This is a genomic window from Flavobacterium amnicola, assembly GCF_004122165.1.
Taxonomy (GTDB): Bacteria; Bacteroidota; Bacteroidia; order Flavobacteriales; family Flavobacteriaceae; genus Flavobacterium; species Flavobacterium amnicola.
The window spans coordinates 70,566-95,185 of sequence record NZ_SBKO01000004.1 but is presented as its reverse complement, the minus strand read 5'-3'; the positions used below and the strand labels follow the sequence as shown (position 1 = coordinate 95,185).

The following is a 24,620-nucleotide window of genomic DNA, read 5'->3' as shown; positions in this document are numbered from 1 at the left end:
AATTAATGCAAAATAGTTACACTTCAGATTCTGTTATTGAAGAATCAAATATTAATTTTAAGGAAGCTCTTTCCAAATACCTCATTCATTGGAAGTGGTTTTTGCTGAGCGTTATTTTATGTTTAATTTTAGCAAAATTATACTTACGATATGCTGTTCCAGTATATAAAGCTTCTACATCGTTATTAATTAAAGACGAACAATCGGGTAATTTGGCTTCCGAGCTTTCTGCATTTGAAGACTTAGGTTTGTTTTCGGGAAAGAAAAATGTAATTGATGATGAAATTGAGATTTTAAAATCAAGATCTATAGCTGAAAAAACTGTTAAATCTGGTGAATTTAATATCACCTATATTTCTGAAGGAAGAATTAAATCATCCGATGCCTATGGGTCTAACCCGATTAAAGTCAATTTCTTAAACAAAGACGATCGATTTTATAAAATAGATACTGTATTCACAATTGATGTAAAGTCACCTTCACGTTTTGAAATACTAGACAAAGAAAACACGAGTCATGGTGAGTTTGCATTTAATCAAATTATAAATTCTGAAGATTTAGGACCGATTCAAGTGGTCAAAAATGTTGTTATAAATAAAAAGAGTAAAATTGTTCCTTTTACCAATGGTAGAACAATTGTTAAATTAACAAATTTGCAAAATTGTGCGGAAGGATTTAAAGCCAAACTTGGGGTTGCGACTTTGTCTAAATTTTCAAATGTAGTAGAATTGAACATTAATGATGAGGTACCTACTAAAGCAAAAGATTATCTTGATAAGATGGTCGAAATTTATAATGAAGGTGCAATAAATGATAAAAATTTAATTTCAGAGAAAACGGCGAAATTTATCAACGATCGATTAAGTATTATTACTACCGAATTAGATGGAGTGGAGCGCCAAGCCGAAAATTATAAAAAGAGCAAAAACATAACCGATATTCCTACCGAGGCAGAATTAAACCTTCGTTCGAATGAAAAATATATTGCCGAAGGAATTTCTATCACTACTCAGTTAACTGTAGTTGATATGATGATTGGTCATTTAAAAAATAGCACCAATGATATCATTCCATCTAATATTATTCCTGACGATACAGGTTCGGCAACATTAATTGGGGAATACAATAATTTAGTCATTGAACGTAATAGAATTTTAAAGAGTTCTATGCCAGATAACCCCATTGTAGTGCGATTGAGCGATAAAATTAATGCACTTCGTGGGAATGTTAATGAGAGTTTATACAAATTACGATCTTCTTTACAAGCAAAAAGCTATGGTATCAATTCACAAAAAGGATCCATTCAAGGAAAAATATCTCAATTGCCTCAAATAGAAAGAGAATATAGAGGGATTTTTCGTCAACAGCAAATAAAAGAAGAGTTGTATTTGTACTTGTTTAAAAAACGCGAAGAAACAGCTATTTCCTTAGCAGCAACCGCTCCTCACTCAAAAGTAGTTGATAAAGCTTTTAGTTCTCCTATTCCGGTTTCACCAAAAAATAGTTTGGTTTATTTAATATCATTATTGTTGGGAATACTAATTCCAGTTGCTATTATTTATGTATTGAATTTGCTTGATACTAAAGTGAAAAACAGACAAGATGTTGATAAATTAGGTATTCCGTTTATTGGAGATGTTCCCCATTCAGATTCTAATAATGAATTAATCAAACCAGATAGTCGTACTAGTTCAGCCGAAGCCATTCGAATTGTGAGAACCAACCTTGAATTTATCTTGAATAATTCCATTCAAAATCAGGCAAAAACTATTTTTATGACTTCTACTTTACCGGCAGAGGGCAAGACTTTTATTGCGGTAAACTTAGCGGCTACCATTGCTATTTCTGGAAGAAAAGTATTATTGATTGGGATGGATATTCGAAATCCTAAATTAGATGAATATATAAAGTTACCGAGTCATGGTGTTACCAATTTTTTATCAAATAATGATAAATCAATTGAAGATTATATTATCAATCAAAAAGGATACGAGCATTTTGATATTTTACCAGCAGGTATTATCCCACCAAATCCAGCCGAACTTTTAATGGGTAAAAAAGTAGGAGACATGTTTGCCGAATTAAAAAATTTATACGATTATATCATTGTAGATACTGCCCCAGTTAGCTTGGTTACCGATACCTTATTGATTTCTCAATTTGCTGATGCTTTTATTTATGTAGTTCGCGCCAATTACCTCGACAAAACATTGTTGAAAGTTCCGGAAACACTTTATAGAGAAAAGAAACTACCTAACATGTCACTCTTGTTAAATGATACAGATGTTAGCAAAGGTTACGGCTACGGCTACGGCTATGTAGAATCTACTAAAAATAAAAAACCATGGTATAGAAAAATGTTGAGTCAATTACCATTTTTGAATTAATAACAAAAAAGCGAGAAATTTAAATTTCTCGCTTTTTTGTTTTATTGTAAACGTGTTATATCACATTAGGTTTATTATCTATTTAAAAAAAGTATTGTTTTGGATGGCTTCTTTTAATGGAGTTAAATCTCTTAAATTTATTTTAATGTCAAAAGCTTTGATGTGTTTTTTATGATGCACATCACTCCCTACAAAATCAATCATGCCCATTTTTAATAGTTTAAAGGCAGTTTCTTGAACCTCTTTTCCATAATAACCAACAGTAGAAAGTAGGTTTAATTGGAACAAACAACCTTGGTTTTTAAGTTTTTTATACTCATCAAAATTTTTATGGTAAAACGTATACCGTTCTGGATGAGCTAGTACAGGTTTATAACCAGCCACTTGCATGTCAAAAATGATGGAATACAACTGAATCGGAGGGTTTAAATAAGACATTTCTACTAAAACATAATTGTCTTTTAGAGTTAGAATGTCTTTGTTTTTAAATAATTCGACAAAGTGATCATCCATTAAATATTCCGAAGCGGTTTTGAACGAATTAGTGATGTTGTTTTTTTGAAATAAGGCTTTGACTTCGTTTTCTTTTTTCAAAATTTTTTCAGAGGAATTGTCCCAAAAACCACTAAAAGTATGTGGAGTAGTAATGAAATTTTCAACTCCAAAATCAATTAGACTGTTTATTAAAAACACCGAATCTTCCTCCGTTTGCGCGCCATCATCTATCCCAAACATGATATGAGAATGGATATCTGTAAATCCTTGTGGAATTATGTCCTTGAGTAGGGTTTTGTTTTTGTTGAAAAAGATCAATTTTAAGACATTTTAATTTGGGGTACAAAAGTAAGATTAATATTTATTCTAATGTTATGAATTAACGTACTTTTAGACCTTTTTTATTTTACTAATAAAATTAAATTTATAGATTTACAAAAACATATAATAATACGTGAGAATGCAAGGAAATAACGATGATGAATGGTTATTTGAAATTTCGTCTAAAAAAGGATTGTTTGAACTAGATTATAAAGAATTATGGCATTATAAAGATTTGTTGTTCCTTTTTGTGAAAAGAGATATTGTTACTTTTTATAAGCAAACTATTCTAGGTCCAATTTGGTTCATTATTCAGCCGTTAATAACTTCTTTTATTCAGTTTGTAATTTTCAGCAGAATATCAAATATTCCTTCGGATGGAGTTCCTTATTTTTTGTTTGTGCTAGCTGGAAATGTTTTATGGTTTTACTTTTCGGATTGTTTTAAATCTACTTCTGAAGTATTTAAAGCTAATCAGAATTTATTTGGAAAAGTCTATTTTCCTCGATTAATAATGCCCTTGGCAATTGTATTTTCTAATTTGGTAAAATTTGGAATTCAATTTGTTTTCTTTCTAGGTGTACTTTTTTATTGTATGTACAACGGTTATAATGTAAGCCCTAATTTATATACTCTTTATACGCCAATATTACTATTCGTAATGATATTACTGGCTTTGGGACTAGGAATGATTATTACATCAATGACAACAAAATACAGAGATTTGACATTTGTTATCTCTTTTGGTATTTCCCTTTATATGTATATTACTCCAATCGTTTACCCAACATCATTAGCCTTAGAAAAGTTGCCTGAATCACTTCATTATTTAGTATATTTAAATCCATTAACCAGTATTTTTGATTTTTTTAAATATGCATATTTGGGTAGTGGTAAGTTAGATTTTTTCGGAGTATTGTATTCTTTTATTTTTTCAGTTGTGATATTTTTTGCTGGTGTTTTTGTATTTAATAGAACAGAGAAGAACTTTATAGACGTTATTTAATCATGAGTGAAGTAATTTTAAAAATAGAAAATGTATCGAAACAGTACAGACTTGGACAAGTAGGTACCGGGACTATTTCTCATGACTTAAATCGTTGGTGGGCAAAAATAAGAGGCAAAGAGGATCCTTTTCTTAAAATTGGTGAAACCAATGATCGTAGTAAAAAAGGGGATTCAGAGTATGTGTGGGCATTACAAAATATTAATTTTGAAGTCGATAGAGGAGAAGTACTTGGAATCATTGGAAAAAACGGAGCAGGTAAATCAACATTGCTAAAAATATTATCCAGAGTAACATCCCCAACCACAGGTAGCATAAAAACCAAAGGTAGAATTGCTTCTCTTTTGGAAGTTGGAACGGGTTTCCATCCTGAAATGACAGGACGCGAAAATATTTATTTGAATGGCGCTATTCTGGGAATGACCAAAAAAGAAATCACTTCTAAAATTGATGAAATCATTGAATTTTCAGGTTGTGAACGGTATATTGATACACCAGTTAAAAGGTACAGTAGCGGAATGATGGTCCGATTGGCGTTTGCTGTAGCGGCTCACTTAGACCCTGAAATTTTAGTGGTCGATGAGGTATTGGCTGTCGGTGATGCCGAGTTTCAAAAGAAAGCCATCGGTAAAATGAAAGATATTTCAAAGCAATCCGGTAGAACTGTTTTGTTTGTAAGTCATAACATGGCTGCAGTTGAGTCACTGTGTACTCGTGTCATAAGTATGAGAAATGGAACAGTTTTGTCTAGTGGAAATCCTACAAAAATTATTTCAGAATATTTACAAGACAGTTCTTTTTCAGAAAGAAAAGTTAAATTTGAATCGATTTCAGACGCCATTGGTAATGCAAATATCCGCATCATGTATGCCAGTATCGAAAACGCTTCTGCAACCGATAAAGATTCGGTTATTGATGTAACTTCTACGATCGATTTTAGAATGAAAATTGTTAATTTAACCAATAAAGAAACAATCTCTATTGGCTATGATTTGCTTACAATTAAAGGAGATGTGGTTTTTGGCTCTGGTAACAAATTTAATTGTACAATTGGTGGCGTAACTGAGGTATCTTGCCAAATACCATCCAATTTTTTAAATGACGATATCTATCAAATATTTGTTTATTTCCATACCAACGATATGGCTGATTTATACAGCAATACTGAATTGTTGACTTTTGAAGTTAAAGACATAAAAAGAGAATCAGGATACTTAGGAAAAATAAACGGAATTATCAGACCACAGTTGCCATGGTTTCTTAATGGCAAAAAAGTATAATGAAAAAAATTGTAATCACTCAGTCTAACTATATTCCATGGAAAGGATATTTTGATGCAATTGCCTTGGCAGATGAGTTTGTGATATACGATGATATGCAGTTTACCCGTAGAGATTGGAGAAATAGAAATGTGATTAAAACTCCAGCTGGCAGTAAATGGTTGACTATTCCTGTAGAAGTAAAAGGAAAGTTTTTTCAGAAAATTAACGAAACTAAAATTTCCGATGCCAATTGGAACAAAGATCATTGGAACGTAATAAAGCAGAATTATAGTAAAGCGAACCATTTTAAAGAGTACAAAGACTTTTTTGAGGAATTGTATTTGAACTCAAAGTCTGTTTATTTAACCGAAATAAATTACCAATTCATAAATGCTATTTGTGAAATTTTAGACATAAAAACAGATATTCGCTTTTCTTCCGAATTTGATTTAAAAGAAGAACGCTCAGAACGATTATTAGACATTTGCCTTCAACTTGAGGGTACTGATTATTATTCAGGACCAGCTGCGAAAGCCTATATGAATGAAAGAGTTTTTAAGGATGCAAATATTGGAATTCATTACTTTGATTATTCAGGTTATCCGGTCTATAAACAAATGCACGAACCATTTGAGCATGGTGTGTCTATTGTAGATTTACTATTCAATACAGGCTCAGATGCAAAAAAAATGTTTAAATTTCTAAATGAAAAATAGTTTTAGATAATGAAGAATAAAAAAGTAGTAATTATTGGCTTATCTAACAACGCAAAATTGGCGGCATTTTATTTTAATAAAGATACAAACTACGAAGTAGTTGGTTTTGCTGTTGACAAGCAATATAAAAATGTTGAGCAGTTTTATAACTTTCCTGTTTTTGAATTGGAATCTTTGGTCGAATTATTCCCGCCAAATCAATGCGATGCTTTTATCGCAGTCGGATATAATGAAATGAACACCATAAGGGAAAAATTATACAATAAAGTGAAAAGTTTAGGCTATTTGCTGCCAAATTATATCAGTCCAAAGTGTTCCTTTTTAACAGAAGAAAACATTGGAGATAATAATTTAATTTTAGAAGATAACACCATTCAGCCTTTTGTGAAAATTGGAAGCAATAACGTTTTGTGGTCTGGGAATCATATTGGTCACGATGTGGTTATTGGAGATCATAATTTTATAACATCACACGTAGTCATTTCCGGATTTACTGAAATAAAAAACAATTGTTTTTTAGGTGTTAATGCCACATTGCGCGATGGAATCAAAATTGCAAGTAAAACGCTAATTGCTGCCGGAGCTATTGTTGTTAAAGATACAAACGAAGCCGATGTATACCTTCCAGCCAAAACGATTCTTTATGACAAAAAAAGTGATGAAATAAAGATCTCATAATAATGAATTGGAAAAAATTAGGACAGGTTTACTATTATAAAATTAAGCATCCACTTTTACAGTCTCATGCTTCAAACCCTTTGGCAGTACATCTGGATGGAAATAATTACAGGGTTTTTTTCAGCGGAAGAGACAAAGACAATAAATCATCCGTTGGTTATGTAGATTTGGACATTGAAACTTTAGCGATTTTAAACGAATGTTCTGAGCCCGTTTTTGTTTATGGTGAACCCAATTCATTTTATTCGCATGGTGTAAGTATTGGTAATTTATATGCTCAAAATGAGAAAAATTACATACTTTTCATGGGTTGGAACATACGAAACAATGAACATTGGAGAGGTGACGTCGGAAGATTGGAATTAAAAAACAATGCCGAATTTACATTGGTTCCCAATTCACCATTTATGACGGTTGATGCAGAAGATGAGGTAAGTTTATCATATCCGTATGTTGTCTATCATGAGGGAATTTATAAAATGTGGTACGGGTCAACAGTCACATGGAATACCGAGAATGGGGAAATGATTCATGTTATCAAATATGCCACATCGCTCGATGGAGAAAATTGGAAAAAACACGGAATCGCCATACCTTATGAACTTGGAGAAGCACAAGCTTTTTCAAGACCAACCGTTATGATTGATCAAAATGGATATCACATGTGGTATTCCTATAGAAGTGGAGACGGAACGAAATACAGAATTGGATATTCACATAGTACAGATGGAATCGTATGGCAGCGCAAACATAATGAAGTAGGTATAGATGTTTCAGAAAAAGGATGGGACAGCGAAATGATTTGCTATCCCTTTGTTTTTGAACATAAAAACAAATGGTATATGCTATACAACGGAAATGAATTTGGTAAAGCTGGTTTTGGTATTGCTATTCTAGAATAATAATTCAGTAAAAAGATTAATTAAGTTATGGAAAAATCATACGGTGTCAATCAACAAACTAAACTTAATGATTTGGTCGATTCTCATATTGAAGAATTACAAATTAATGGATTTTCAATATTGAATGATGTGCTTAATACTCAAGAATTAGAAGATTGTAGAGTTAAGCTTGACAGTATTTACGAAATCCAAAAAGAAAACTTTGGAGAAGAAAATCTAAAAAAAATAAGTGAAAATAATACTGTAAGATGTCCATTGGTTTATGACGAATTCTTTTTGAACATAGCTACTAAAGCTAGTGTTCTTGAAGTTGTTGAAAAAATTATTGGAAATTATTTTATACTTCATCTTCAAAATGGAATAATTAACAAACCAAACGAAGAACATCATCAGAGTTCTTGGCATCGTGATTTGCCATATCAAAACTTTGTAATTTCAAAGCCATTGGCCATCGGAGCCTTATTTTGTATTGATGATTTTACCAACGAGTCTGGAGCAACATTTGTATTACCACATTCTCACAGAGTGGAGTCGATTCCTTCTTCTCAATTTGTAGAAAAATACAGCAAACAAGTCGTGGCAAAAGCAGGTTCGGTAATTTTATTCGATTCGATGCTTTTTCATAAAGCAGGTTACAATTCAGCTAATTTTACTCGAAGAGCTATCAACAACGTATATGTTGTGCCCATCTTAAAACAACAAATCGATTTGCATTCCGCTTTAAACGGAAAGTATTCCGACAATCCTTTTTTAGCAAAATTCTTAGGATACCATTCTAATACTCCTTCTAGTGATGTCGAATGGAGAACCAACAAACTTAATAGATAAAAACATGAATATTCCTTGTTATGTTTGTGGAGCATCTTCGTTTTCAGAAGTGCTTGATAATAATCCTTCCATGTCATCTGACGGGCAAATTGTAGATTTAACAATTAGTAAACAAGAATGTTCAAATTGCGGTACAGTAAGATCGTCGGATATTTCTTTTTTAAATGATTTTTATAAAAATTATTACAAACTAAATGTTGTAAATAACGATCCTGTATATATTTTCCAAGGCGAAAAAATGCTTAAAAGTGAAATGCATTTGGAATGGATAACCAAATTGGTTGGCAATCGAATTGAAGATTGTAAGAGCATTATCGAAATTGGATGCGGTAGTGGTAATTTGTTAAACTTGTTTGAGATCAAAGACAAATATGGTGTTGAACCAAGTGAAAAAGCGGCCAAATATGCTAGCGCAATTGCAAAGATCAGGAATATTGGTTACGAAGAAATTTCGGAAAAAGAAAAATACGACTTTATTTTTTCGAGCTGCGTTATTGAACACACTATTGATCCCAACGATTTCTTGCAAAAGAATTGGCATATTGCAAACGATAACAGCATAATTGTCATAGGGCTTCCAATTCAGGATACTGAAAGTTTCGATGTGTATTTTCTGGATCATTTACATCATTTTACAGTAAATCAGTTTGTTTATTTGTGTCAAAAAAATGGTTTCACAGTAGAAAACTATGAAGTAGGATACAAATGCATGACGACTATGGGGTATTTTGTTTTACGAAAAAATGCTACTACCTTGAGTGAAATCAAATACGAGAAAAACCATAATTTTTATGCTTCTAACGTTTGGATTGAAAATCTGAATACTTTTTTAAAACAAAACACAAGCGAAAATTTAGTGGCTTTTGGTTATGGCGAAACTTCTTTTTTCTATCAATCGTATACCCAATTAAATTCGGTAGTCAATTGTTTTATTGATGATGTAAAAGCAAAATCTGAAGAAAATGTGATAAGTGTTGAAGAAGCAATTAACAAGAATATAGTAAAAGACAGCTTTTTAATTTTATTAGCCAATCCTCATTACCATGAGTTTTTAAAAGAAAAATTTAAAACAGTTTCGGGATTGAAATTTTATTCACCATTTTCAAATAAAATTAGTTAATATTATATTTCTTTGAGTAAAAAAATGAATTAGTTTTTGAGATTATAACGATTACAAATGGCAAATTATAAACATATAGGTTTCAATAAACCTTACCTTACAGGAAAAGAAACGATTTATATCACAGATGCTGTTGCTTCAGGTAAAATTTCTGGAAATGGTAAATACACCCAGCTTTGCCAGGAGTATTTTGAAAATAAATATGGCTTTGAAAAATGTTTATTAACGACATCATGTACTGATGCTCTTGAAATGGCTGCTATTTTAATCGATATTCAGCCTGGAGACGAAGTGATTATGCCTTCTTATACCTTTGTTTCTACTTCCAATGCTTTTGTGTTAAGAGGTGCTAATATTATTTTTGCCGATTCTAGTCCCGACAATCCTAACATTGACGCTAGTAAAATTGAAAGTTTAATTACGTCAAAAACAAAAGCCATTGTTCCCGTACACTATGCCGGAATTGCTTGTGATATGGATGCCATTATGGAAATTGCTAACCGATATAATTTGTTTGTTATAGAAGATGCAGCCCAAGCTATTGATAGTTATCACATAGGTAAAGATGGTGTAAAAAAGGCATTGGGCTCTATAGGACACTTGGCCGCATTTTCTTTTCATGAAACCAAAAATATTATTTCCGGTGAAGGTGGCATGTTGGTAATTAACGATACTCAGTTTTCAAATCGAGCCGAGATAATCTGGGAAAAAGGAACTAATCGTTCTGCTTTTTTTAGAGGCGAAGTGGATAAATATGGTTGGGTTGATATAGGGTCTTCATTTTTACCTTCAGAAGTTATCGCCGCATTTTTATGGGCGCAAATTGAACAGTTGGAAGACATACAAATTAAAAGAAAAAGTATTTGGAATCAATATTATGCAGGCTTGCAGCAATTAGCAGCAGATAAAAATTTCAAACTTCCGCAAATACCAGACAATGCCACAAACAATGCGCATATGTTTTATTTGGTTTTTGAATCTTTGGAAAAAAGAATGGAAGCCATTGAAAGATTAAAAAGCAAAAGTATTTATGCTGTTTTTCATTATTTGAGTCTGCATAAAAGTCCTTTTTACCAAGATAAACACAAAGGAGGAGAGTTGTCTTGGAGTGATCATTATTCCAATGCATTATTACGTTTGCCAATGTATTACGAATTGTCAAATGAAGATGTGGCGACCATTATTAGTACATTGAAAAATGAATAAAGTAAAAGTATTATTTGTTGTTGCGGAATTTTTTAAAGGTGGAGCCGAGCGCTTAGCCTATGAAATGGATTGTGCCTTAGATAAAAACAAATATGAGATTTTCATTTTATGCATTGAGTCCAAAGACAATAAAAACAGCAAGTGGCAACGCTATTATGATCAAAAACATTTAGAACTCGGGACAAAAATTTATTATATCGACGATTTTCTTGCCAAAGTAAAAAGCGATTTATTCTCTAGAGTTTATAGGAAAATTTTTAAAGTTAAAAAGACTTCTAATTTTAAAATGGAAAAATTAGCGGCCTTTTTATCCTCTTTTGACTTAATTCATTGGATGGGCGAATATACTTTTATCCCCAATTTACCGGAAAGTATCGTTCGAAAAAGCTTAATTAATTCGATGTCCGCTAAGTTTCAAAATCCCGATTTGTATAAAAAATTTGATTTTGACTATCCTTACAATTTCATGTCTGGTTTTTCTGAAAATGAGTTTGAATTTGAATACAGTCAGTTCAAAAAAATAAACCACTGGTTTTTTCCATTGGTTTTAAAAATTGAAAAAGAGCAGAAAGATTGGACATATATTGATAGTAAAGTTAAAAAAATCGGAATTTTCACCCGATTAGATAAATACAAACCCTTAGATCCCTTTTTCTATTCTTTTCAGTTATTGTTGGAAAAATTACCCAATACGGAGTTGCATATTTTTGGAACAGGCGATCCAGAAATTGAAGGTGTAAATCATTATTTGAGAAACCTGGAATTATCCGAAAAAGTTTTTTTCAGAGGGCATCAAGAGGATATTGTAAAAACGGTTCTGGCAGAACACATTGACTTGTCTTGGTTTCAGGGCTATAATAATGACCGTCCTGCAGGTTATGCAGGTTTTGATATTTGTTCTACTGGGTTGCCATTGTTATGTTGGGACTTTTTTGAGAAACCAATAACATCTGAAAATAAAATATATCCTCACTATAAAAACCTGACAAAATTTGTGGATAGAAGTGTGAAAATATTAACGGATGCCGAACAGGCAAATGAACTGTCAACGCTTCAGTTTGAAGATGTAGTCCAAAATAGGGATGTCAAAAAAATTATTGTTGTTTTGGATAACGTTTACAAAGATGTATTGGCGCAAAAATGAAAGCATTACTAATTCATATAAAATTTTTCCCTCTCAAAGTTGTCGCTTTGTTGAAATTGGTTCCTTTTCTTATCACAGAATTAAAAAAGATAAAGAAGGCTGAAGTTGTCTTTTTTTTTCCATTTTATCATACCGGTGGCGCCGAAAAAGTACATTTGAATATTGTTAAAGCTATTGAAAACCCTAATGCCTATATCTTTTTTACAAACAAATCGGAGTCAAATCATTTCAAAAAGCAATTTGAAACGTTGGCAAATACCTACGAAGTTTTTGAGTTTTTGAACAGAAATTTAACCATCAGAAAGTTTTTTAGTAAAGTTGTAGCCAATCATTTAAACGAAAATAATAAGCTGATTTCAGTTTTTGGCTGTAATTCGATGTATTATTATGATTTTTTGCCATTGCTTTCTCCTTCCATTAAAAAAGTTGACTTAATACATGCGTTTTCTAAACCGGATTACGGATTAGAAATTTATAGTTTACCCTGCGTCCCTCTTTTGAATACTAGAGTGGTGATTAATCATAAAACGGCTGACGATTTTAAAGAATTGTATGCTGAAAATAAACTGACTCAGTATTTTAATCAAGTTAAAATCATTCCTAATGGTTTGATTGCCATGAATACGTCATTTGTTGAAAAGCCTTCGGATAATTTTTCAGTGATATACGTTGGAAGATGGGCCAAAGAGAAAAGACCAGAATTGTTTATAGAAATTGCTAAAAAAGTCAAAGGAATACATTCAAATATAGATTTTGCTATGGCTGGAACCGATTTGGATTTGAATAATGATGTAATTATTTCGGCTGGAATCCATAATAAAGGTGAAATTACCAACGAGAAGGTTTTAAACGAATTGTATCAAAAAGCCAATATAATTCTAATTACCTCGTATCGCGAAGGATTTCCAGTAGTTATTATGGAAGCCATGAGCAATGGAGTTGTCCCTATTTCTACAAACGTGGGAGGAATTTGCGAGCATATAGTCGACGGTCATAACGGTTTTTTAATTGAAAATGATAAAGATGATACAGTGATAATTGAAAAATTTGTTCAAAAAATAATAGAACTTTACCAAGATAATTCTACTTTTAATCAAGTATCGAGTAATGCTTATATGTATGCTCAAAAAGAATTTGGAATTGATAACTTCAATAAGAACTACAAAGGGTTATTGTTGAACAAAAATTAATTGCATTTATAACTTAAAAATGATTCACAACAATCCTAAAGTTTCGGTAGTAATTCCGTGTTATAATGATAAAGATTATATTCAGGAAACGGTGCAGTCGGTTTTAAACCAGACGTTTCAGGATTTTGAAATTATTATTGTGGATGATGGTTCAGATGAAGCCACAAAAAGAGTGCTTTCTGGGTTTAAAAACGAAAAACTTCAGATTATTACTCAATTAAATCAAGGGTCAAGTATTGCCAGAAATAATGGTTTTAAAGTCGCAAAAGCAGAATACATTTTAACATTAGACGGAGACGATACTTTCGATACACGTTTTTTAGAAAAAGCAGTTCCCATTTTAGATGAAAACCAACGTATAGGTGCTGTTTCTTGTTACTGTAATATATTCGTTAATAACCATCAGATAATTCATCAACATTCCCCAAAAGGCGGAAGTGTTGATGATTTTTTGTTTGACAACAACAGCGTTTCCTTCGCACTAATTCGAAAAAAATGTTGGGAAACCATTGGTGGATATGATGAGAAAATGAAAAACGGTTTTGAAGATTGGGAATTTTGGATTGCTTTAACCAAAAGTGGATGGACTATTTTTACTATTCCTGAGTTTCTTTTCAATTACAGACAAAAAGAAGCACAACTATCACTAGATAAAGCTTCTAAAATATATCATAGAGAAGCAAACCTGAAATATATTTATCTCAAGCATCAGGAGCTATATCAAAAGCATTTTACTGAAACGGTTACTTATCTCACAGATCTCGCCGATCGCAACAAAAAAAACGAATTAAAATATAAAAATGCTATTGAATTTAAAATAGGAAAGCTAATATTGCAGCCATTTAGATATATTAAAAATTGTTTTAAATCATAATTTGGTTTTTTGAAGTTTGAATATAATAACAAAGTAAGTTGATGAATCATATAAATGGACTAAATGGTTTAAGAGCAATAGCAGTAATTTTAGTAATAATTGAGCATTGGTTTCCGGCAAATCATATTTTAAAAAGTTTTCCGTTAGGCGGAATTGGAGTTGATATCTTTTTCGTTTTAAGTGGTTTCTTGATTTCAAGAATATTATTGAATAAAAGGGAAAGCATTGGAGAAACTTTCAAAGAAAAAATAGGAGCCATTAAAGGATTTATCATTCGAAGAACCTTGCGAATATTTCCAATTTATTATTTGCTATTGTTGGTCTTGTATTTTACCAACGGACCTGAAATTAAACAAGGTTTTGTTTACTATTTAACCTATACTTCCAATTATTTCTTTTATGATACCCAAGAGTGGCATGGCATGATGGCTCATTTATGGTCGCTTGCAGTGGAAGAACAGTTTTATCTCGTTTGGCCTTTATTATTGCTGTTTATTTTAAGAAAACATTTTGTCAAATTATTTTTATTTAGTATTCTGATTGGAACAATATTTCCATTTTTTTGTAGCAATTACATGTCATACATTTTAACGCTTTCGTGTATAAACGCCTTCGGATTAGGAGCTTTCTTTGCCTATGTTGAGGTGTATAAACCTGAATTTTCGAATCAGTTTAAAAAAACAATCAAATACACATTTTTACCATTAATCCTATTTGTGCTATTACAGTATACGGTGTTGTATATAAAAGTATTTCCTATTCGATTAATTGTTGCCGTTATTACTCTGAATTGCATCAGAATTTGTCTAGAGAATAATCCAAAAAACTTGCTATTTGCTATTCTAAATACGCGAGTTTTGAATTTTATTGGGATGATAAGTTACGGTGTTTATTTATACCATTGCCCTTTGCCGTCTTATTGGAGAAGATTTTTTAGAATGTTTAAAGTAGAATCTCCTTTTGATAATTCAGGAATCAATTATTATGAATTGTCTGCACAATTTTTACTGTTGCTATTTATATCTTACCTTTCATGGATTATAGTCGAAAAACCGATTTTAAAATTTAAAAAGAGTTTTTAAACTGTATTAAATAAATTACTATTATGCAAAATCCATTAGTTACAGTTGTTATACCAACATACAAAAGAACGGATTACTTAAAATTAACTTTGGAAAGTATTCTGAATCAATCCTTTCAAGATTTTGAAATTATTGTGGTGGATGACGGTACTCCTAATGATGATAATTTGATGCTTTGTAGTTCTTTAGATAAAGTATATTACATCAAAATAGACAATACCGGAGGTCCAGCAAAACCAAGAAATGTTGGAATTGAAAATGCAAAAGGGAAATACATTGCATTTGTTGATGATGATGATTTATGGACTCCTGAAAAATTACAAAAACAAGTTGATATTTTGGATGAAAATCCTGATTTTGGTTTGGTTCATACCTATTGTCAAGTCATCGATGCAGCTGGCATGTTAAAAGATGAATTTGTTGGAAAACCTGGATCTCCTAACGTAAAACATGGAGATGTTTTTATGCGAATGATGGGGAATTGGACTATCATGATGCCGACACCTATAGTCCGAAAAGAGATTATTGATAAAGTGGGTGGGTTTAATGAAACAATACCTGGGACATTTGCCGATGTTGAATATTGGGTTAAAACATCATTTTATACTCAATTTTACTACATCGATGAACCATTAGTGCTATATCGTGTCCATGATCAAAATATGTCAAATGATACTTTAAAGTACTTACAGTTGCCATTATGTTTGAAAAAAGTTTTACAACAACAGTTTGTAAATAATAAAATCACTAAAAAGCAATATGCACAACTTTTAAATAATTTGTGCCAAATGCAAATAAGCACTGTGAAAATGAGTATTTTAAAGACTATTAAAAGTCTATATTTGTTAGATTTTTTTTGGTTGTTTAAAACGAACAATTGCAAAATGTTAATTTATGTTTTGTTTTTTAAAAAGTAGCTATGAGAATAGGTTTTAATCCTAATAAAGATAAAGAATTACCTATATCTGATTTTTTTCATCAGGTTATTATCCCAGTATATATACCAAATCAGGAAGGCTATTTTAAGCACAGCTTTGTTATTTTGAAATATTGTTTGGATACGTTGTTTAAAACATCACATAAAAAAACTTATTTTAGTGTTATTAATAACGGAAGTTGTAAAGAGATTGTAGATTATCTGAATGATTTATTAGAAGAGGAAAAAATTCACGAATTGGTACATACCAATAATATTGGTAAACTAAATGCTATTTTAAAAGGAGTATCCGGACATAAATTTCAAATAGTAACTATTACTGACGCGGATGTATTGTTTTTAAATAATTGGCAAAAAAAAACCTATGAAATATTTGAGGTTTATCCAAAAGCAGGAGCTGTTTGTCCTACTCCATCTTCCAAAGTTTTAAAGCAAAATACCTCAAATATTATCGTTGAAAACATGTTCTCTAAAAAAATGAAGTTTACGCCAACATTTAATAGAGATGCATTGTTAAATTTCGCAAAAAGTATAGGAAATCCTAATTTTTATAATGAATATCAATTATCTAGTAATTTAACAATTTCAAATAAAAATACCAAGGCTGTTGTAGGTGCTGGACATTTTGTTACTACATATCGTGGTTCAATTTTTAATAAATTACAAGATAGATTTTCTAATTTTAGTTTAGGCGGTGATACTGAAAATGTTTTTTTAGATGCTCCTGTTGCTGATATGGGATATTGGAGATTGTCAACCGAAGATAACTATGCATATCATATGGGAAATGTTTTTGAACCTTGGATGAAAGAATGTATATTGTCATTAAAAGATGACAGCTATATAGAGCAGGTTTGTCCAAAATTAAAAACAAATAATAGTATAAAACTTTTTAATAGCTTAAAAAAAATCTTTTTTTTAAAAATACTATGTAGAAAACCCATTTGGAACTTATTTTTGCAATACAAGGGATTAAGTAAAAAAGAGGCAAAAAATTATTAGGATATGGTAATGAGAAAGTTTAGAAATTTTATAAAAAAGTGTTTATATTACTTTCTTGATACAGCCGAAATTAGAAAGGGTGTTTTATTTTCAGGAAAATCAAGAGGTATTCATAACGTTACTTTTGAAGGAAAAAATTCGATCCCAGATAGATGCAATTTTTTCGGAACTATAAAACTAGGCTATGCCACGACACTTGGTTATAATAATTTCTTTGCTGGAAACATTACGATTGGGAAATATTGTCAGATAGGAGCAGATGTAGCCATTCATACTACAAATCATCCCGTGAGTTATATGTCAACTTATATTAATACTAATTTGTTTAAAGGGGAATTGCAACAACTCAAACAAACCAATACAGTTATCATAGGAAATGATGTTTGGATTGGTCATAATGTCATAATTGTTGGTGATGTTAGTATTGGTAATGGAGCTATTTTGGCAGCTGGATCTGTTGTAACTAAAGATGTTTCTCCTTATACCATTGTTGCAGGGGTTCCTGCAAAACCTTTAAGAAAGCGCTTTTCAATGCAAGTTATATCAGAGATTGAAGCTTTAAAATGGTGGGATAAATCTGAAGCTGAATTGGAAGAGATAAAGCCTTTATTTTTTAAAGATTTTGTTAACAAAGAAAGTATTTATGAATAAAACTATAGTCATAATACCAGCAAGAGGTGGATCCAAAAGATTGCCAGAAAAAAACATTAAACTACTCAATGGTATCCCTCTTGTTGCGCACAGTATTTTGTATGCCAAAGCAAATAGTGAAATCATAGAGGAAGTTTATGTTTCTACTAATGATGAAAAAATTAAAGAAATTGCGCTGCTGTATGGTGCGAAAATTATAGATAGACCTGCCGAATTATCGGGTGATTTAGAACCAACAGCCTCTGCGCTGAAGCATGTCTTACAAAATATTAATGAAGTTAACAACGTAATTTTATTACAGCCTACAAATCCACTTCGCCCTGCAAATTTATTACAAGAAGCCTTTGAAGTATTTCTTAAAAATGATTGTGATAGTTTGTTTACTGTTTCTAGAAACCATCAAAAATTCGGTAAAATTGAAGCCAATCGGTTTATCCCTTTTAATTATAAAATTGGACAAAGAAGTCAAGATTTAGATCCATTGTATTTTGAAAATGGATTATTGTATATTAGTAAAGCTAAATTGATTTTAAACAAGGATACTATTACTTCAGAAAATGCTTTTCCATTAATCGTAGATCATCCTTTTGTGAATGTAGATATTGATACGCAAGAAGATTTTAATTATGCTGAATATCTTATAAATATAAAAAAATGAACCCATACATAGAAATATCAGGTAGAAAAATTGGGCAAGATTTTCCACCTTTAATTATTGCAGAAATCGGAATAAATCACGAAGGTTCTTTGCAAGTAGCCAAAGAAATGGTAGATGCAGCTTATAGAGCAGGTGTTGAGGTTGTTAAACATCAAACGCATATTGTAGAAGATGAAATGAGTGGTGCTGCTAAAAAAGTAATTCCCGGAAATGCCGATGTTTCTATCTATGAAATTATGGAACGTTGTGCATTAAATGAAACGGAAGAACTTGAACTTAAAAAATATGTTGAAAGTAAGGGTATGATTTTTATTTCAACACCTTTTTCACGAGCCGCCGCCGAAAGATTAAAAAAGTTTGATATCCCTGCTTATAAAATCGGTTCTGGTGAATGTAATAATTATCCTCTATTGGAACATATTGCTTCTTTTGGGAAACCAATTATTTTAAGCACAGGTATGAATACTATCGAAAGTATTCAAAAAGCAGTAGCTATTTTTGATAAACATAATGTGCCGGTAGCATTATTGCATACTACAAACTTATACCCAACGCCTATTCATCTGGTACGTTTTGGGGCAATGATGGAAATGCATCAAGCATTTCCTACAAAAGTTTTTGGATTAAGTGACCATACATTAAATAATAATGCCTGTTTAGGAGCTGTTGCGCTCGGTGCTTCTATTTTGGAGCGACATTTTACCGACCATATGAATCGTACTGGTCCTGATATTGTGTGTAGTATGGATGAAAATACTTGTAAAGAGTTAATTCAAAATAGTGCAGAAATCGCTTTAATGCGAGGTGGCACAAAAAAACCAGCAGATGAAGAACAAGTAACAATTGACTTCGCTTTTGCTACCGTTTGCTCAATTGCTAATATTAAAAAAGGGGAACTATTTACGAAAGAAAACATTTGGGTCAAACGTCCTGGAACTGGAAAAATACTAGCGGAACATTTTGAAAATGTATTAGGAAAAAAGGCAACTAGAGATATTGAAAATGATGAACAATTAACTTTTAATGATATTGATAATGGATAATTTGTATGATATAAATAGAAAATTTGAGTATGAAAACGGGTTTTATGCAACAGCTGATCCTACAAGATTTAGTAAATTTATTTCTCATTTAGAATTTTTTAAACAAACATCAACGGTTAGAGGTGAGATTGTTGAATTTGGTATTTTTAAAGGTAATTCTTTTTTTAGATGGATAAAATTCCGTGATTTATTAGAACAAACAGGGAGCAGAAAAGTAATTGGATTTGATATTTTTGGTGATTTCCCAGAAGCCAATTTTGATGAGGATAAAGCTAAGAGAGATGCTTTTGTAGCGGAAACAAATGGAGGAAAGAGTATTTCTTTTGAAGAAATAAATCTTTTGTTAGAAAAACAAGGATTAAATAAGAACGTAGAAATTATCAAAGGAGATATTTTAAAAACTTTAGATGAGTACTTAATCAATAACCCCCATTTGAAAATATCGCTTCTTCATATTGATGTAGATTTATATGAACCAACAAAACATGTTTTAGAAAAACTATACGATAAAGTTACTACTGGAGGTATAATTATCTTTGACGATTATGGTGCTTTTGCTGGAACGAATAAAGCGGTTGATGATTTTTTTAAGAATAAGGCTGAGATTAAAAAACTTCCATTCTCTAATGCAATTTCGTATATTGTTAAATGAGAAAAATTCTATTCTTAACAGGTACTCGAGCCGATTTTGGTAAAATTAAATCACTCATACAAGTTCTTGAAAGTCATAATGATTTTGAAGTATTTGTTTTTGTAACGGGTATGCACCTGCAACAGGAATATGGGTATACACTTTTAGAAATTGAACGTTGTGCTTTTTCAAATGTGTATACTTTTGAAAATCATACTCATGAAACTACGATGGATTTGACTTTGGCAAAAACCATCGAAGGATTGTCTGCTTATGTTAAAGAATGTCAACCTGATATGATTGTAATACACGGTGATAGAGTAGAAGCCTTAGCCGGAGCAATTGTTGGTTCGCTTAATAATATATTAGTTGCGCATATTGAAGGTGGTGAAGTTTCAGGAACAATTGACGAATTAATTCGCCACTCTACTAGTAAAATGAGTCACATTCATTTTGTGTCTAATCAACAAGCAAAAAATCGTTTAATTCAAATGGGAGAATTATCGGAATCGATATTTATTATAGGTTCTCCAGATGTAGATATCATGTTTTCGGATAATTTACCAGAATTGATAAACGTAAAAGAATACTACGAAATTTCTTTCGAAAACTATGCCATTGTAATGTTCCATCCAGTCACAACGGAAGCAAAATTTATGCAGGAATATGCTGAAAATTTTGTGGAATCATTATTAGAAGATTCTCACAATTATGTGGTCATTTTTCCTAATAATGATTTGGGAAGTAATGCAATTTTAAAAGCGTATGAAAAATTGAAAGGAAATTCTCGTTTTCGCATTTTTCCATCGTTACGGTTCGAATATTTTCTTACCTTATTGAAAAACGCTCAATTCATAATTGGGAACAGTAGTGCAGGAGTAAGAGAGGCACCCTATTATGGATTGCCAGTATTAAATATTGGGACAAGACAACAAAATCGAGTGTTGGATGCAGAAATTATCAATGCTGATTATTCAAAAGAAAATATTTTAAAAGCGTTAAAAAGTATTGATTCGTATAAAAAGACCAGTTCTAAAACAGATTTTGGTATTGGAAATAGCGCGGAACTATTTCTTGAGTCATTAGAGAAAAATGATATTTGGAAACTCAATCATCAAAAACAATTTAGAGATATTTAATGGCAAGAGATAAAATAGTTTTATTATTTCCTGATGGTGTAGGAATTCGTAATTACCTGTATTCAGACGTCTTTAAAGGTTTTGAAAAAGATTTAATCTTGTTTCATAATTTTGATGATACGACTATAAATGATATTTGTAGAAACGTAAATTTTGAGAAAGATTATACCATTCCTGTTTATAAGGAATCCTTTAAAGAAAAATTTTTAAGAGAATTAATATGTTATTTGAGATTGCAACATAACGCCAAAATAACTCAAAATAAAACCATACTATCAAACTGGAATCCGCTTAAAAATACTTTCCTGAAGAAAATGTTTTACTTTCTTATCGAAAGTATTTCATCTTTAATTTCAAACTATAACTACATTCTAAAACTAGAAGATTTATATCAAAAAGAAATTAGGAAGCATTCTTTTTATCATCAGGTTAGAGCTTTATTATGTGAAATCAATCCAACTCATTTGTTCTGTTCTCATCAAAGAGGAATTCAATGTGCTCCAGTTTTTGCTGCTGCTCAGGACTTAAATATTGAAACGGTAACAGTTATTTTTTCATGGGATAATTTGCCAAAAGCTCGAATGGCATTGAAGGCAAAAAAGTATTTTGTTTGGTCGAATTATATGAAAGATGAAATTAAATTGTATTATCCTGAAATATCAAAAGAAAATATTGTTGTAACCGGAACTCCACAGTTTGAATTTTATAGTGATGAAAGTAATATTATTGAAAAAGAAACCTTTTACAAACAATATAATTTAGATTTCAATAAAAAAATTATTTGTTTTTCAGGTGATGATGCCCATACTTCTCCTGATGACCCTAAATATTTAGAAGATATTGTAACTGTTTTGGTTCAAAATGGATTGGATGAGAATTATCAAATTTTATTTAGAAGATGTCCTGTCGATATTACTGGGCGATATGATGAAATTTGTACTGCCAATCCTACTTTAATTAAGAAAGTCTCTCCAATTTGGAATCGTAAATCTAATGCTGGTTTTGCAAGTATTTATCCTTCAATCGATGATGTAAAACTATTAGTAAGTACGGTATATTATTCAGATATTGTAGTAAATGTTGGTTCAACAATGGCTTTTGATTTTGCTATGTATGATAAACCGTGTATTTTTATAAACTATGATCAAAACGAAAAATTAAATCCAAATTGGTCTACCAAAAAGATTTATGAATTTCAACATTTTAAAAGTATGCCTTCTCCAGAAGCTGTTTATTGGTTAAACAATAAATCAGATTTGATTTCAATTTTAAATAATGAGAAGTTGCATAAAAATACTGACGGCATGAAATTATGGAAAAATATTGTTTTGGGAGACTATAAGGAAGCTTCATCAACTATTAAAAAAGAATTGAATTAATGCATATTTGCTATATAACTGGAGAATATCCAATAGAAAATTTACCGCATGGAGGTGTAGGAACTTTTACCAGAAGTTTAGGATATAAATTAGTCAATGAAGGCGTTGAGGTTTCAGTTATAAGATTAGCAAAAGTCAATAAAGAAATGCTTATAAATGATAATGGAATAAAGGTTTATCTTGTTCCAGAAGAAAGCAAAAAACCATTTAAGTTTGTTTGGAATTCATATCGAATACATAAAAAAATAAAAGAAATCCATTCTCAACAATCGATTTCAATTATTGAAACTCCTGAATTAGGACTTGCATTTTTAAAAAAAATAAAAGGGATAAAGTATGTAATTAGAATGCATGGTGGCCACCATTTTTTCGCTAAAGCCGAAAAGAGAAAAACAGAAAGAAAAAAAGTGTGGCAAGAAAAAAGATCCTTTAAAAAAGCCGATTCTATAATTGCAGTTTCAAAATATGTTGCGCAAACAACGTGTCAATTGCTTAAGCTTGATGAAGAAAAAATAAAAGTAATTTATAATCCTATTGATACCCAACGTTTTTATCAAGCTGATGAAAATAAAGTGGAACTGCATACGATATTTTTTGCAGGGAGTATTATCGAAAAAAAAGGAATACGTCAACTAGTAGAATCTTTGGAGTACTTAGTTGATGATTTTCCAGATATTAAATTGAAAATAGCTGGAAGAGATGCTACTGTACCTGGAACAAATAAACCGTATCGGCCAATTTTAGAAAAATCCATAACGAACACAATAAAAAACAATATTGAATTTCTTGGTGCTGTTCCGAATTTTGAAATTCCAAATTATATTGAAAAGGCACAAATTTGTTGTTATCCAAGTCATATGGAAGCAATGCCATTAGCATGGTTGGAAGTCTTAGCAATGGGTAAAATATTCATTGGAAGTGAAACTGGACCGGGTCCAGAAGCGGTTCAGGATAATGTAACTGGTTTTTTAGTAAATCCTCATAATCCGAAAGCAATTGCTAATAAAATAAAATATATATTTGAAAATTATAAGCAAGCAATACAAATTGGTAAAAACGCACGAACGAGTATACTTGAAAAATTTGATATTAATAGTATCGTCACTAAAAATTTAGATTGTTATAAATCCATATTAAATGAAGACAACTCAAGAAATACTTGAAACAAACAAGAAGCAAAAGGAGTTTTATAATAATTTTAAGCAAAATTTTTTCACAAAATTGTGGGCGAAATTTAGAAATGGAATTTTAAATAAAACGCGTAAAAATATTGGTGTTAGTAATCAAACCTATGATTTACACAGAGTTTGGTTTGGAGACTTGAAAGATAAAAAAGTACTTGATTTAGGTTGTTTTTCTGGCAATGCTTTGTCGATGTATTTGGCTGAAAATTCCAAAAGTTATTTAGGAATAGATTTGAGTGACGTGGCTATTTCAAAATTAAGCGATCGATTGAAACCATATCCAAATGCCAAAGCGGAAGCCATTGATTTCTTATCGGATGAATTTACAGAAAGAAATTTCGATTTGGTGTATGCCTATGGTGTTTTACATCATTTTCCTAGTACAGACATTCTAATTAATAGGTTAAATGAAATCATGTCTGATAATGCAAGTATCATAAGTTATGATCCATTAGAAACCAGTTGGCCAGTTAAATTGGTTAGAATTTTATACAGACCCTTTCAATCCGATGCCGATTGGGAATGGCCTTTTACGAAAGAAACCATTCAAAAATACCATAATGCCTTTGATGTGATTGAAAGAAGAGGGATTTTAGGGAAATCAAAATGGGTTTTTGTTGTTAATTTTCTTCCAATTTCAGAAGAGCGAAAAAAGAAAATTGGTCAAAAATGGCACCAACAAGATTGGGAGAAATCGGCAGTTTCAGATTATGCATTATACAAATGCATGCATCTTACAATGTTGATGAAAAAGAAATAAAAAATAGTATTGATACATTAAATTT

General features: G+C 31.1%; 24 protein-coding genes. 23 read left to right on the top strand and 1 reads right to left on the bottom strand.

What is annotated here, in order from left to right:
- Positions 1 to 5 precede the first annotated feature (5 nt).
- Positions 6 to 2,387, top strand: a complete 2,382-nt coding sequence (locus tag EQG63_RS09810) for a GumC family protein (RefSeq protein ID WP_129436197.1) — start codon at positions 6 to 8, stop codon at positions 2,385 to 2,387.
- Between the two features lie 78 nt (positions 2,388 to 2,465).
- Here EQG63_RS09810 and EQG63_RS09805 read toward each other — a convergent pair whose 3' ends face one another.
- Positions 2,466 to 3,200 (bottom strand): tyrosine-protein phosphatase, encoded by a 735-nt coding sequence (locus EQG63_RS09805; RefSeq protein ID WP_129436196.1) that lies wholly within the window; start codon positions 3,198 to 3,200, stop codon positions 2,466 to 2,468.
- A 142-nt stretch (positions 3,201 to 3,342) separates the two neighbouring features.
- On the opposite strand from EQG63_RS09805, the gene EQG63_RS09800 reads away from it, so the two are divergent.
- The 22 genes from EQG63_RS09800 to EQG63_RS09695 are packed head-to-tail and all read left to right on the top strand — an operon-like array spanning position 3,343 to position 24,595.
- A complete protein-coding gene (locus EQG63_RS09800; protein WP_129436195.1) occupies positions 3,343 to 4,209 on the top strand; it encodes an ABC transporter permease in 867 nt (288 codons plus the stop codon).
- Between the two features lie 2 nt (positions 4,210 to 4,211).
- Positions 4,212 to 5,489, top strand: coding sequence for an ABC transporter ATP-binding protein (locus EQG63_RS09795; protein WP_129436194.1), 1,278 nt, complete (start codon positions 4,212 to 4,214; stop codon positions 5,487 to 5,489).
- A complete protein-coding gene (locus EQG63_RS09790; protein WP_129436193.1) occupies positions 5,489 to 6,187 on the top strand; it encodes a WbqC family protein in 699 nt (232 codons plus the stop codon). The genes EQG63_RS09795 and EQG63_RS09790 overlap by 1 nt, the downstream gene beginning before the upstream one ends.
- 9 nt (positions 6,188 to 6,196) lie before the next feature.
- Positions 6,197 to 6,865, top strand: coding sequence for an acetyltransferase (locus EQG63_RS09785; RefSeq protein WP_129436192.1), 669 nt, complete (start codon positions 6,197 to 6,199; stop codon positions 6,863 to 6,865).
- Between the two features lie 2 nt (positions 6,866 to 6,867).
- On the top strand, positions 6,868 to 7,767 hold the full coding sequence (locus EQG63_RS09780) for a glycoside hydrolase family protein (protein ID WP_129436191.1): 900 nt from the start codon (positions 6,868 to 6,870) through the stop codon (positions 7,765 to 7,767).
- 27 nt (positions 7,768 to 7,794) lie between these two features.
- Positions 7,795 to 8,595, top strand: a complete 801-nt coding sequence (locus EQG63_RS09775; protein ID WP_129436190.1) for a phytanoyl-CoA dioxygenase family protein — start codon at positions 7,795 to 7,797, stop codon at positions 8,593 to 8,595.
- Between the two features lie 4 nt (positions 8,596 to 8,599).
- The gene (locus EQG63_RS09770; RefSeq protein ID WP_164974495.1) at positions 8,600 to 9,715 is read left to right on the top strand and encodes a class I SAM-dependent methyltransferase; all 1,116 of its coding nucleotides are present in this window, start codon (positions 8,600 to 8,602) and stop codon (positions 9,713 to 9,715) included.
- A gap of 57 nt (positions 9,716 to 9,772) precedes the next feature.
- Complete coding sequence (gene rffA / locus EQG63_RS09765) at positions 9,773 to 10,921, top strand: dTDP-4-amino-4,6-dideoxygalactose transaminase (protein ID WP_129436188.1); 1,149 nt, start codon at positions 9,773 to 9,775, stop codon at positions 10,919 to 10,921.
- Entirely contained in the window at positions 10,914 to 12,065 is a 1,152-nt protein-coding gene (locus EQG63_RS09760; protein ID WP_129436187.1) for a glycosyltransferase family 1 protein, read from the top strand. The genes rffA and EQG63_RS09760 overlap by 8 nt, the downstream gene beginning before the upstream one ends.
- A complete protein-coding gene (locus EQG63_RS09755) occupies positions 12,062 to 13,255 on the top strand; it encodes a glycosyltransferase family 4 protein (protein WP_129436186.1) in 1,194 nt (397 codons plus the stop codon). The genes EQG63_RS09760 and EQG63_RS09755 overlap by 4 nt, the downstream gene beginning before the upstream one ends.
- A 19-nt stretch (positions 13,256 to 13,274) precedes the next feature.
- Positions 13,275 to 14,129: a glycosyltransferase family 2 protein gene (locus EQG63_RS09750; RefSeq protein WP_129436185.1), complete on the top strand. Its 855-nt coding sequence runs from the start codon at positions 13,275 to 13,277 to the stop codon at positions 14,127 to 14,129.
- A 41-nt stretch (positions 14,130 to 14,170) separates the two neighbouring features.
- Positions 14,171 to 15,211 (top strand): acyltransferase family protein, encoded by a 1,041-nt coding sequence (locus EQG63_RS09745; protein ID WP_129436184.1) that lies wholly within the window; start codon positions 14,171 to 14,173, stop codon positions 15,209 to 15,211.
- Positions 15,212 to 15,234: 23 nt separating this feature from the next.
- Complete coding sequence (locus tag EQG63_RS09740) at positions 15,235 to 16,128, top strand: glycosyltransferase family 2 protein (protein ID WP_129436183.1); 894 nt, start codon at positions 15,235 to 15,237, stop codon at positions 16,126 to 16,128.
- A gap of 2 nt (positions 16,129 to 16,130) precedes the next feature.
- On the top strand, positions 16,131 to 17,150 hold the full coding sequence (locus EQG63_RS09735) for a glycosyltransferase family A protein (RefSeq protein ID WP_129436182.1): 1,020 nt from the start codon (positions 16,131 to 16,133) through the stop codon (positions 17,148 to 17,150).
- A 9-nt stretch (positions 17,151 to 17,159) separates the two neighbouring features.
- On the top strand, positions 17,160 to 17,801 hold the full coding sequence (locus EQG63_RS12380; protein ID WP_164974494.1) for a CatB-related O-acetyltransferase: 642 nt from the start codon (positions 17,160 to 17,162) through the stop codon (positions 17,799 to 17,801).
- Positions 17,794 to 18,459 (top strand): acylneuraminate cytidylyltransferase family protein, encoded by a 666-nt coding sequence (locus EQG63_RS09725; protein WP_129436180.1) that lies wholly within the window; start codon positions 17,794 to 17,796, stop codon positions 18,457 to 18,459. Before EQG63_RS12380 ends, EQG63_RS09725 begins: the two co-directional genes overlap by 8 nt.
- Positions 18,456 to 19,502 (top strand): N-acetylneuraminate synthase, encoded by a 1,047-nt coding sequence (gene neuB, locus EQG63_RS09720; protein WP_129436179.1) that lies wholly within the window; start codon positions 18,456 to 18,458, stop codon positions 19,500 to 19,502. Before EQG63_RS09725 ends, neuB begins: the two co-directional genes overlap by 4 nt.
- A complete protein-coding gene (locus tag EQG63_RS09715) occupies positions 19,495 to 20,154 on the top strand; it encodes a TylF/MycF/NovP-related O-methyltransferase (RefSeq protein WP_129436178.1) in 660 nt (219 codons plus the stop codon). The genes neuB and EQG63_RS09715 overlap by 8 nt, the downstream gene beginning before the upstream one ends.
- The gene (neuC, locus tag EQG63_RS09710; RefSeq protein ID WP_129436177.1) at positions 20,151 to 21,272 is read left to right on the top strand and encodes a UDP-N-acetylglucosamine 2-epimerase; all 1,122 of its coding nucleotides are present in this window, start codon (positions 20,151 to 20,153) and stop codon (positions 21,270 to 21,272) included. Before EQG63_RS09715 ends, neuC begins: the two co-directional genes overlap by 4 nt.
- Complete coding sequence (locus EQG63_RS09705; protein ID WP_129436176.1) at positions 21,272 to 22,651, top strand: hypothetical protein; 1,380 nt, start codon at positions 21,272 to 21,274, stop codon at positions 22,649 to 22,651. Before neuC ends, EQG63_RS09705 begins: the two co-directional genes overlap by 1 nt.
- Positions 22,651 to 23,814, top strand: coding sequence for a glycosyltransferase family 4 protein (locus EQG63_RS09700; protein WP_129436175.1), 1,164 nt, complete (start codon positions 22,651 to 22,653; stop codon positions 23,812 to 23,814). The genes EQG63_RS09705 and EQG63_RS09700 overlap by 1 nt, the downstream gene beginning before the upstream one ends.
- Positions 23,789 to 24,595: a class I SAM-dependent methyltransferase gene (locus tag EQG63_RS09695; RefSeq protein ID WP_129436174.1), complete on the top strand. Its 807-nt coding sequence runs from the start codon at positions 23,789 to 23,791 to the stop codon at positions 24,593 to 24,595. Before EQG63_RS09700 ends, EQG63_RS09695 begins: the two co-directional genes overlap by 26 nt.
- The last annotated feature ends 25 nt before the right edge of the window (positions 24,596 to 24,620 follow it).

Bases quoted from the DNA above. Each gene is read 5' to 3' on its own strand.
- EQG63_RS09810 (WP_129436197.1), top strand. From the start codon at position 6: ATGCAAAATAGTTACACTTCAGATTCTGTTATTGAAGAATCAAATATT.
- EQG63_RS09800 (WP_129436195.1), top strand. From the start codon at position 3,343: ATGCAAGGAAATAACGATGATGAATGGTTATTTGAAATTTCGTCTAAA.
- EQG63_RS09795 (WP_129436194.1), top strand. From the start codon at position 4,212: ATGAGTGAAGTAATTTTAAAAATAGAAAATGTATCGAAACAGTACAGA.
- EQG63_RS09790 (WP_129436193.1), top strand. From the start codon at position 5,489: ATGAAAAAAATTGTAATCACTCAGTCTAACTATATTCCATGGAAAGGA.
- EQG63_RS09785 (WP_129436192.1), top strand. From the start codon at position 6,197: ATGAAGAATAAAAAAGTAGTAATTATTGGCTTATCTAACAACGCAAAA.
- EQG63_RS09780 (WP_129436191.1), top strand. From the start codon at position 6,868: ATGAATTGGAAAAAATTAGGACAGGTTTACTATTATAAAATTAAGCAT.
- EQG63_RS09775 (WP_129436190.1), top strand. From the start codon at position 7,795: ATGGAAAAATCATACGGTGTCAATCAACAAACTAAACTTAATGATTTG.
- EQG63_RS09770 (WP_164974495.1), top strand. From the start codon at position 8,600: ATGAATATTCCTTGTTATGTTTGTGGAGCATCTTCGTTTTCAGAAGTG.
- rffA (WP_129436188.1), top strand. From the start codon at position 9,773: ATGGCAAATTATAAACATATAGGTTTCAATAAACCTTACCTTACAGGA.
- EQG63_RS09760 (WP_129436187.1), top strand. From the start codon at position 10,914: ATGAATAAAGTAAAAGTATTATTTGTTGTTGCGGAATTTTTTAAAGGT.
- EQG63_RS09755 (WP_129436186.1), top strand. From the start codon at position 12,062: ATGAAAGCATTACTAATTCATATAAAATTTTTCCCTCTCAAAGTTGTC.
- EQG63_RS09750 (WP_129436185.1), top strand. From the start codon at position 13,275: ATGATTCACAACAATCCTAAAGTTTCGGTAGTAATTCCGTGTTATAAT.
- EQG63_RS09745 (WP_129436184.1), top strand. From the start codon at position 14,171: ATGAATCATATAAATGGACTAAATGGTTTAAGAGCAATAGCAGTAATT.
- EQG63_RS09740 (WP_129436183.1), top strand. From the start codon at position 15,235: ATGCAAAATCCATTAGTTACAGTTGTTATACCAACATACAAAAGAACG.
- EQG63_RS09735 (WP_129436182.1), top strand. From the start codon at position 16,131: ATGAGAATAGGTTTTAATCCTAATAAAGATAAAGAATTACCTATATCT.
- EQG63_RS12380 (WP_164974494.1), top strand. From the start codon at position 17,160: ATGAGAAAGTTTAGAAATTTTATAAAAAAGTGTTTATATTACTTTCTT.
- EQG63_RS09725 (WP_129436180.1), top strand. From the start codon at position 17,794: ATGAATAAAACTATAGTCATAATACCAGCAAGAGGTGGATCCAAAAGA.
- neuB (WP_129436179.1), top strand. From the start codon at position 18,456: ATGAACCCATACATAGAAATATCAGGTAGAAAAATTGGGCAAGATTTT.
- EQG63_RS09715 (WP_129436178.1), top strand. From the start codon at position 19,495: ATGGATAATTTGTATGATATAAATAGAAAATTTGAGTATGAAAACGGG.
- neuC (WP_129436177.1), top strand. From the start codon at position 20,151: ATGAGAAAAATTCTATTCTTAACAGGTACTCGAGCCGATTTTGGTAAA.
- EQG63_RS09705 (WP_129436176.1), top strand. From the start codon at position 21,272: ATGGCAAGAGATAAAATAGTTTTATTATTTCCTGATGGTGTAGGAATT.
- EQG63_RS09700 (WP_129436175.1), top strand. From the start codon at position 22,651: ATGCATATTTGCTATATAACTGGAGAATATCCAATAGAAAATTTACCG.
- EQG63_RS09695 (WP_129436174.1), top strand. From the start codon at position 23,789: ATGAAGACAACTCAAGAAATACTTGAAACAAACAAGAAGCAAAAGGAG.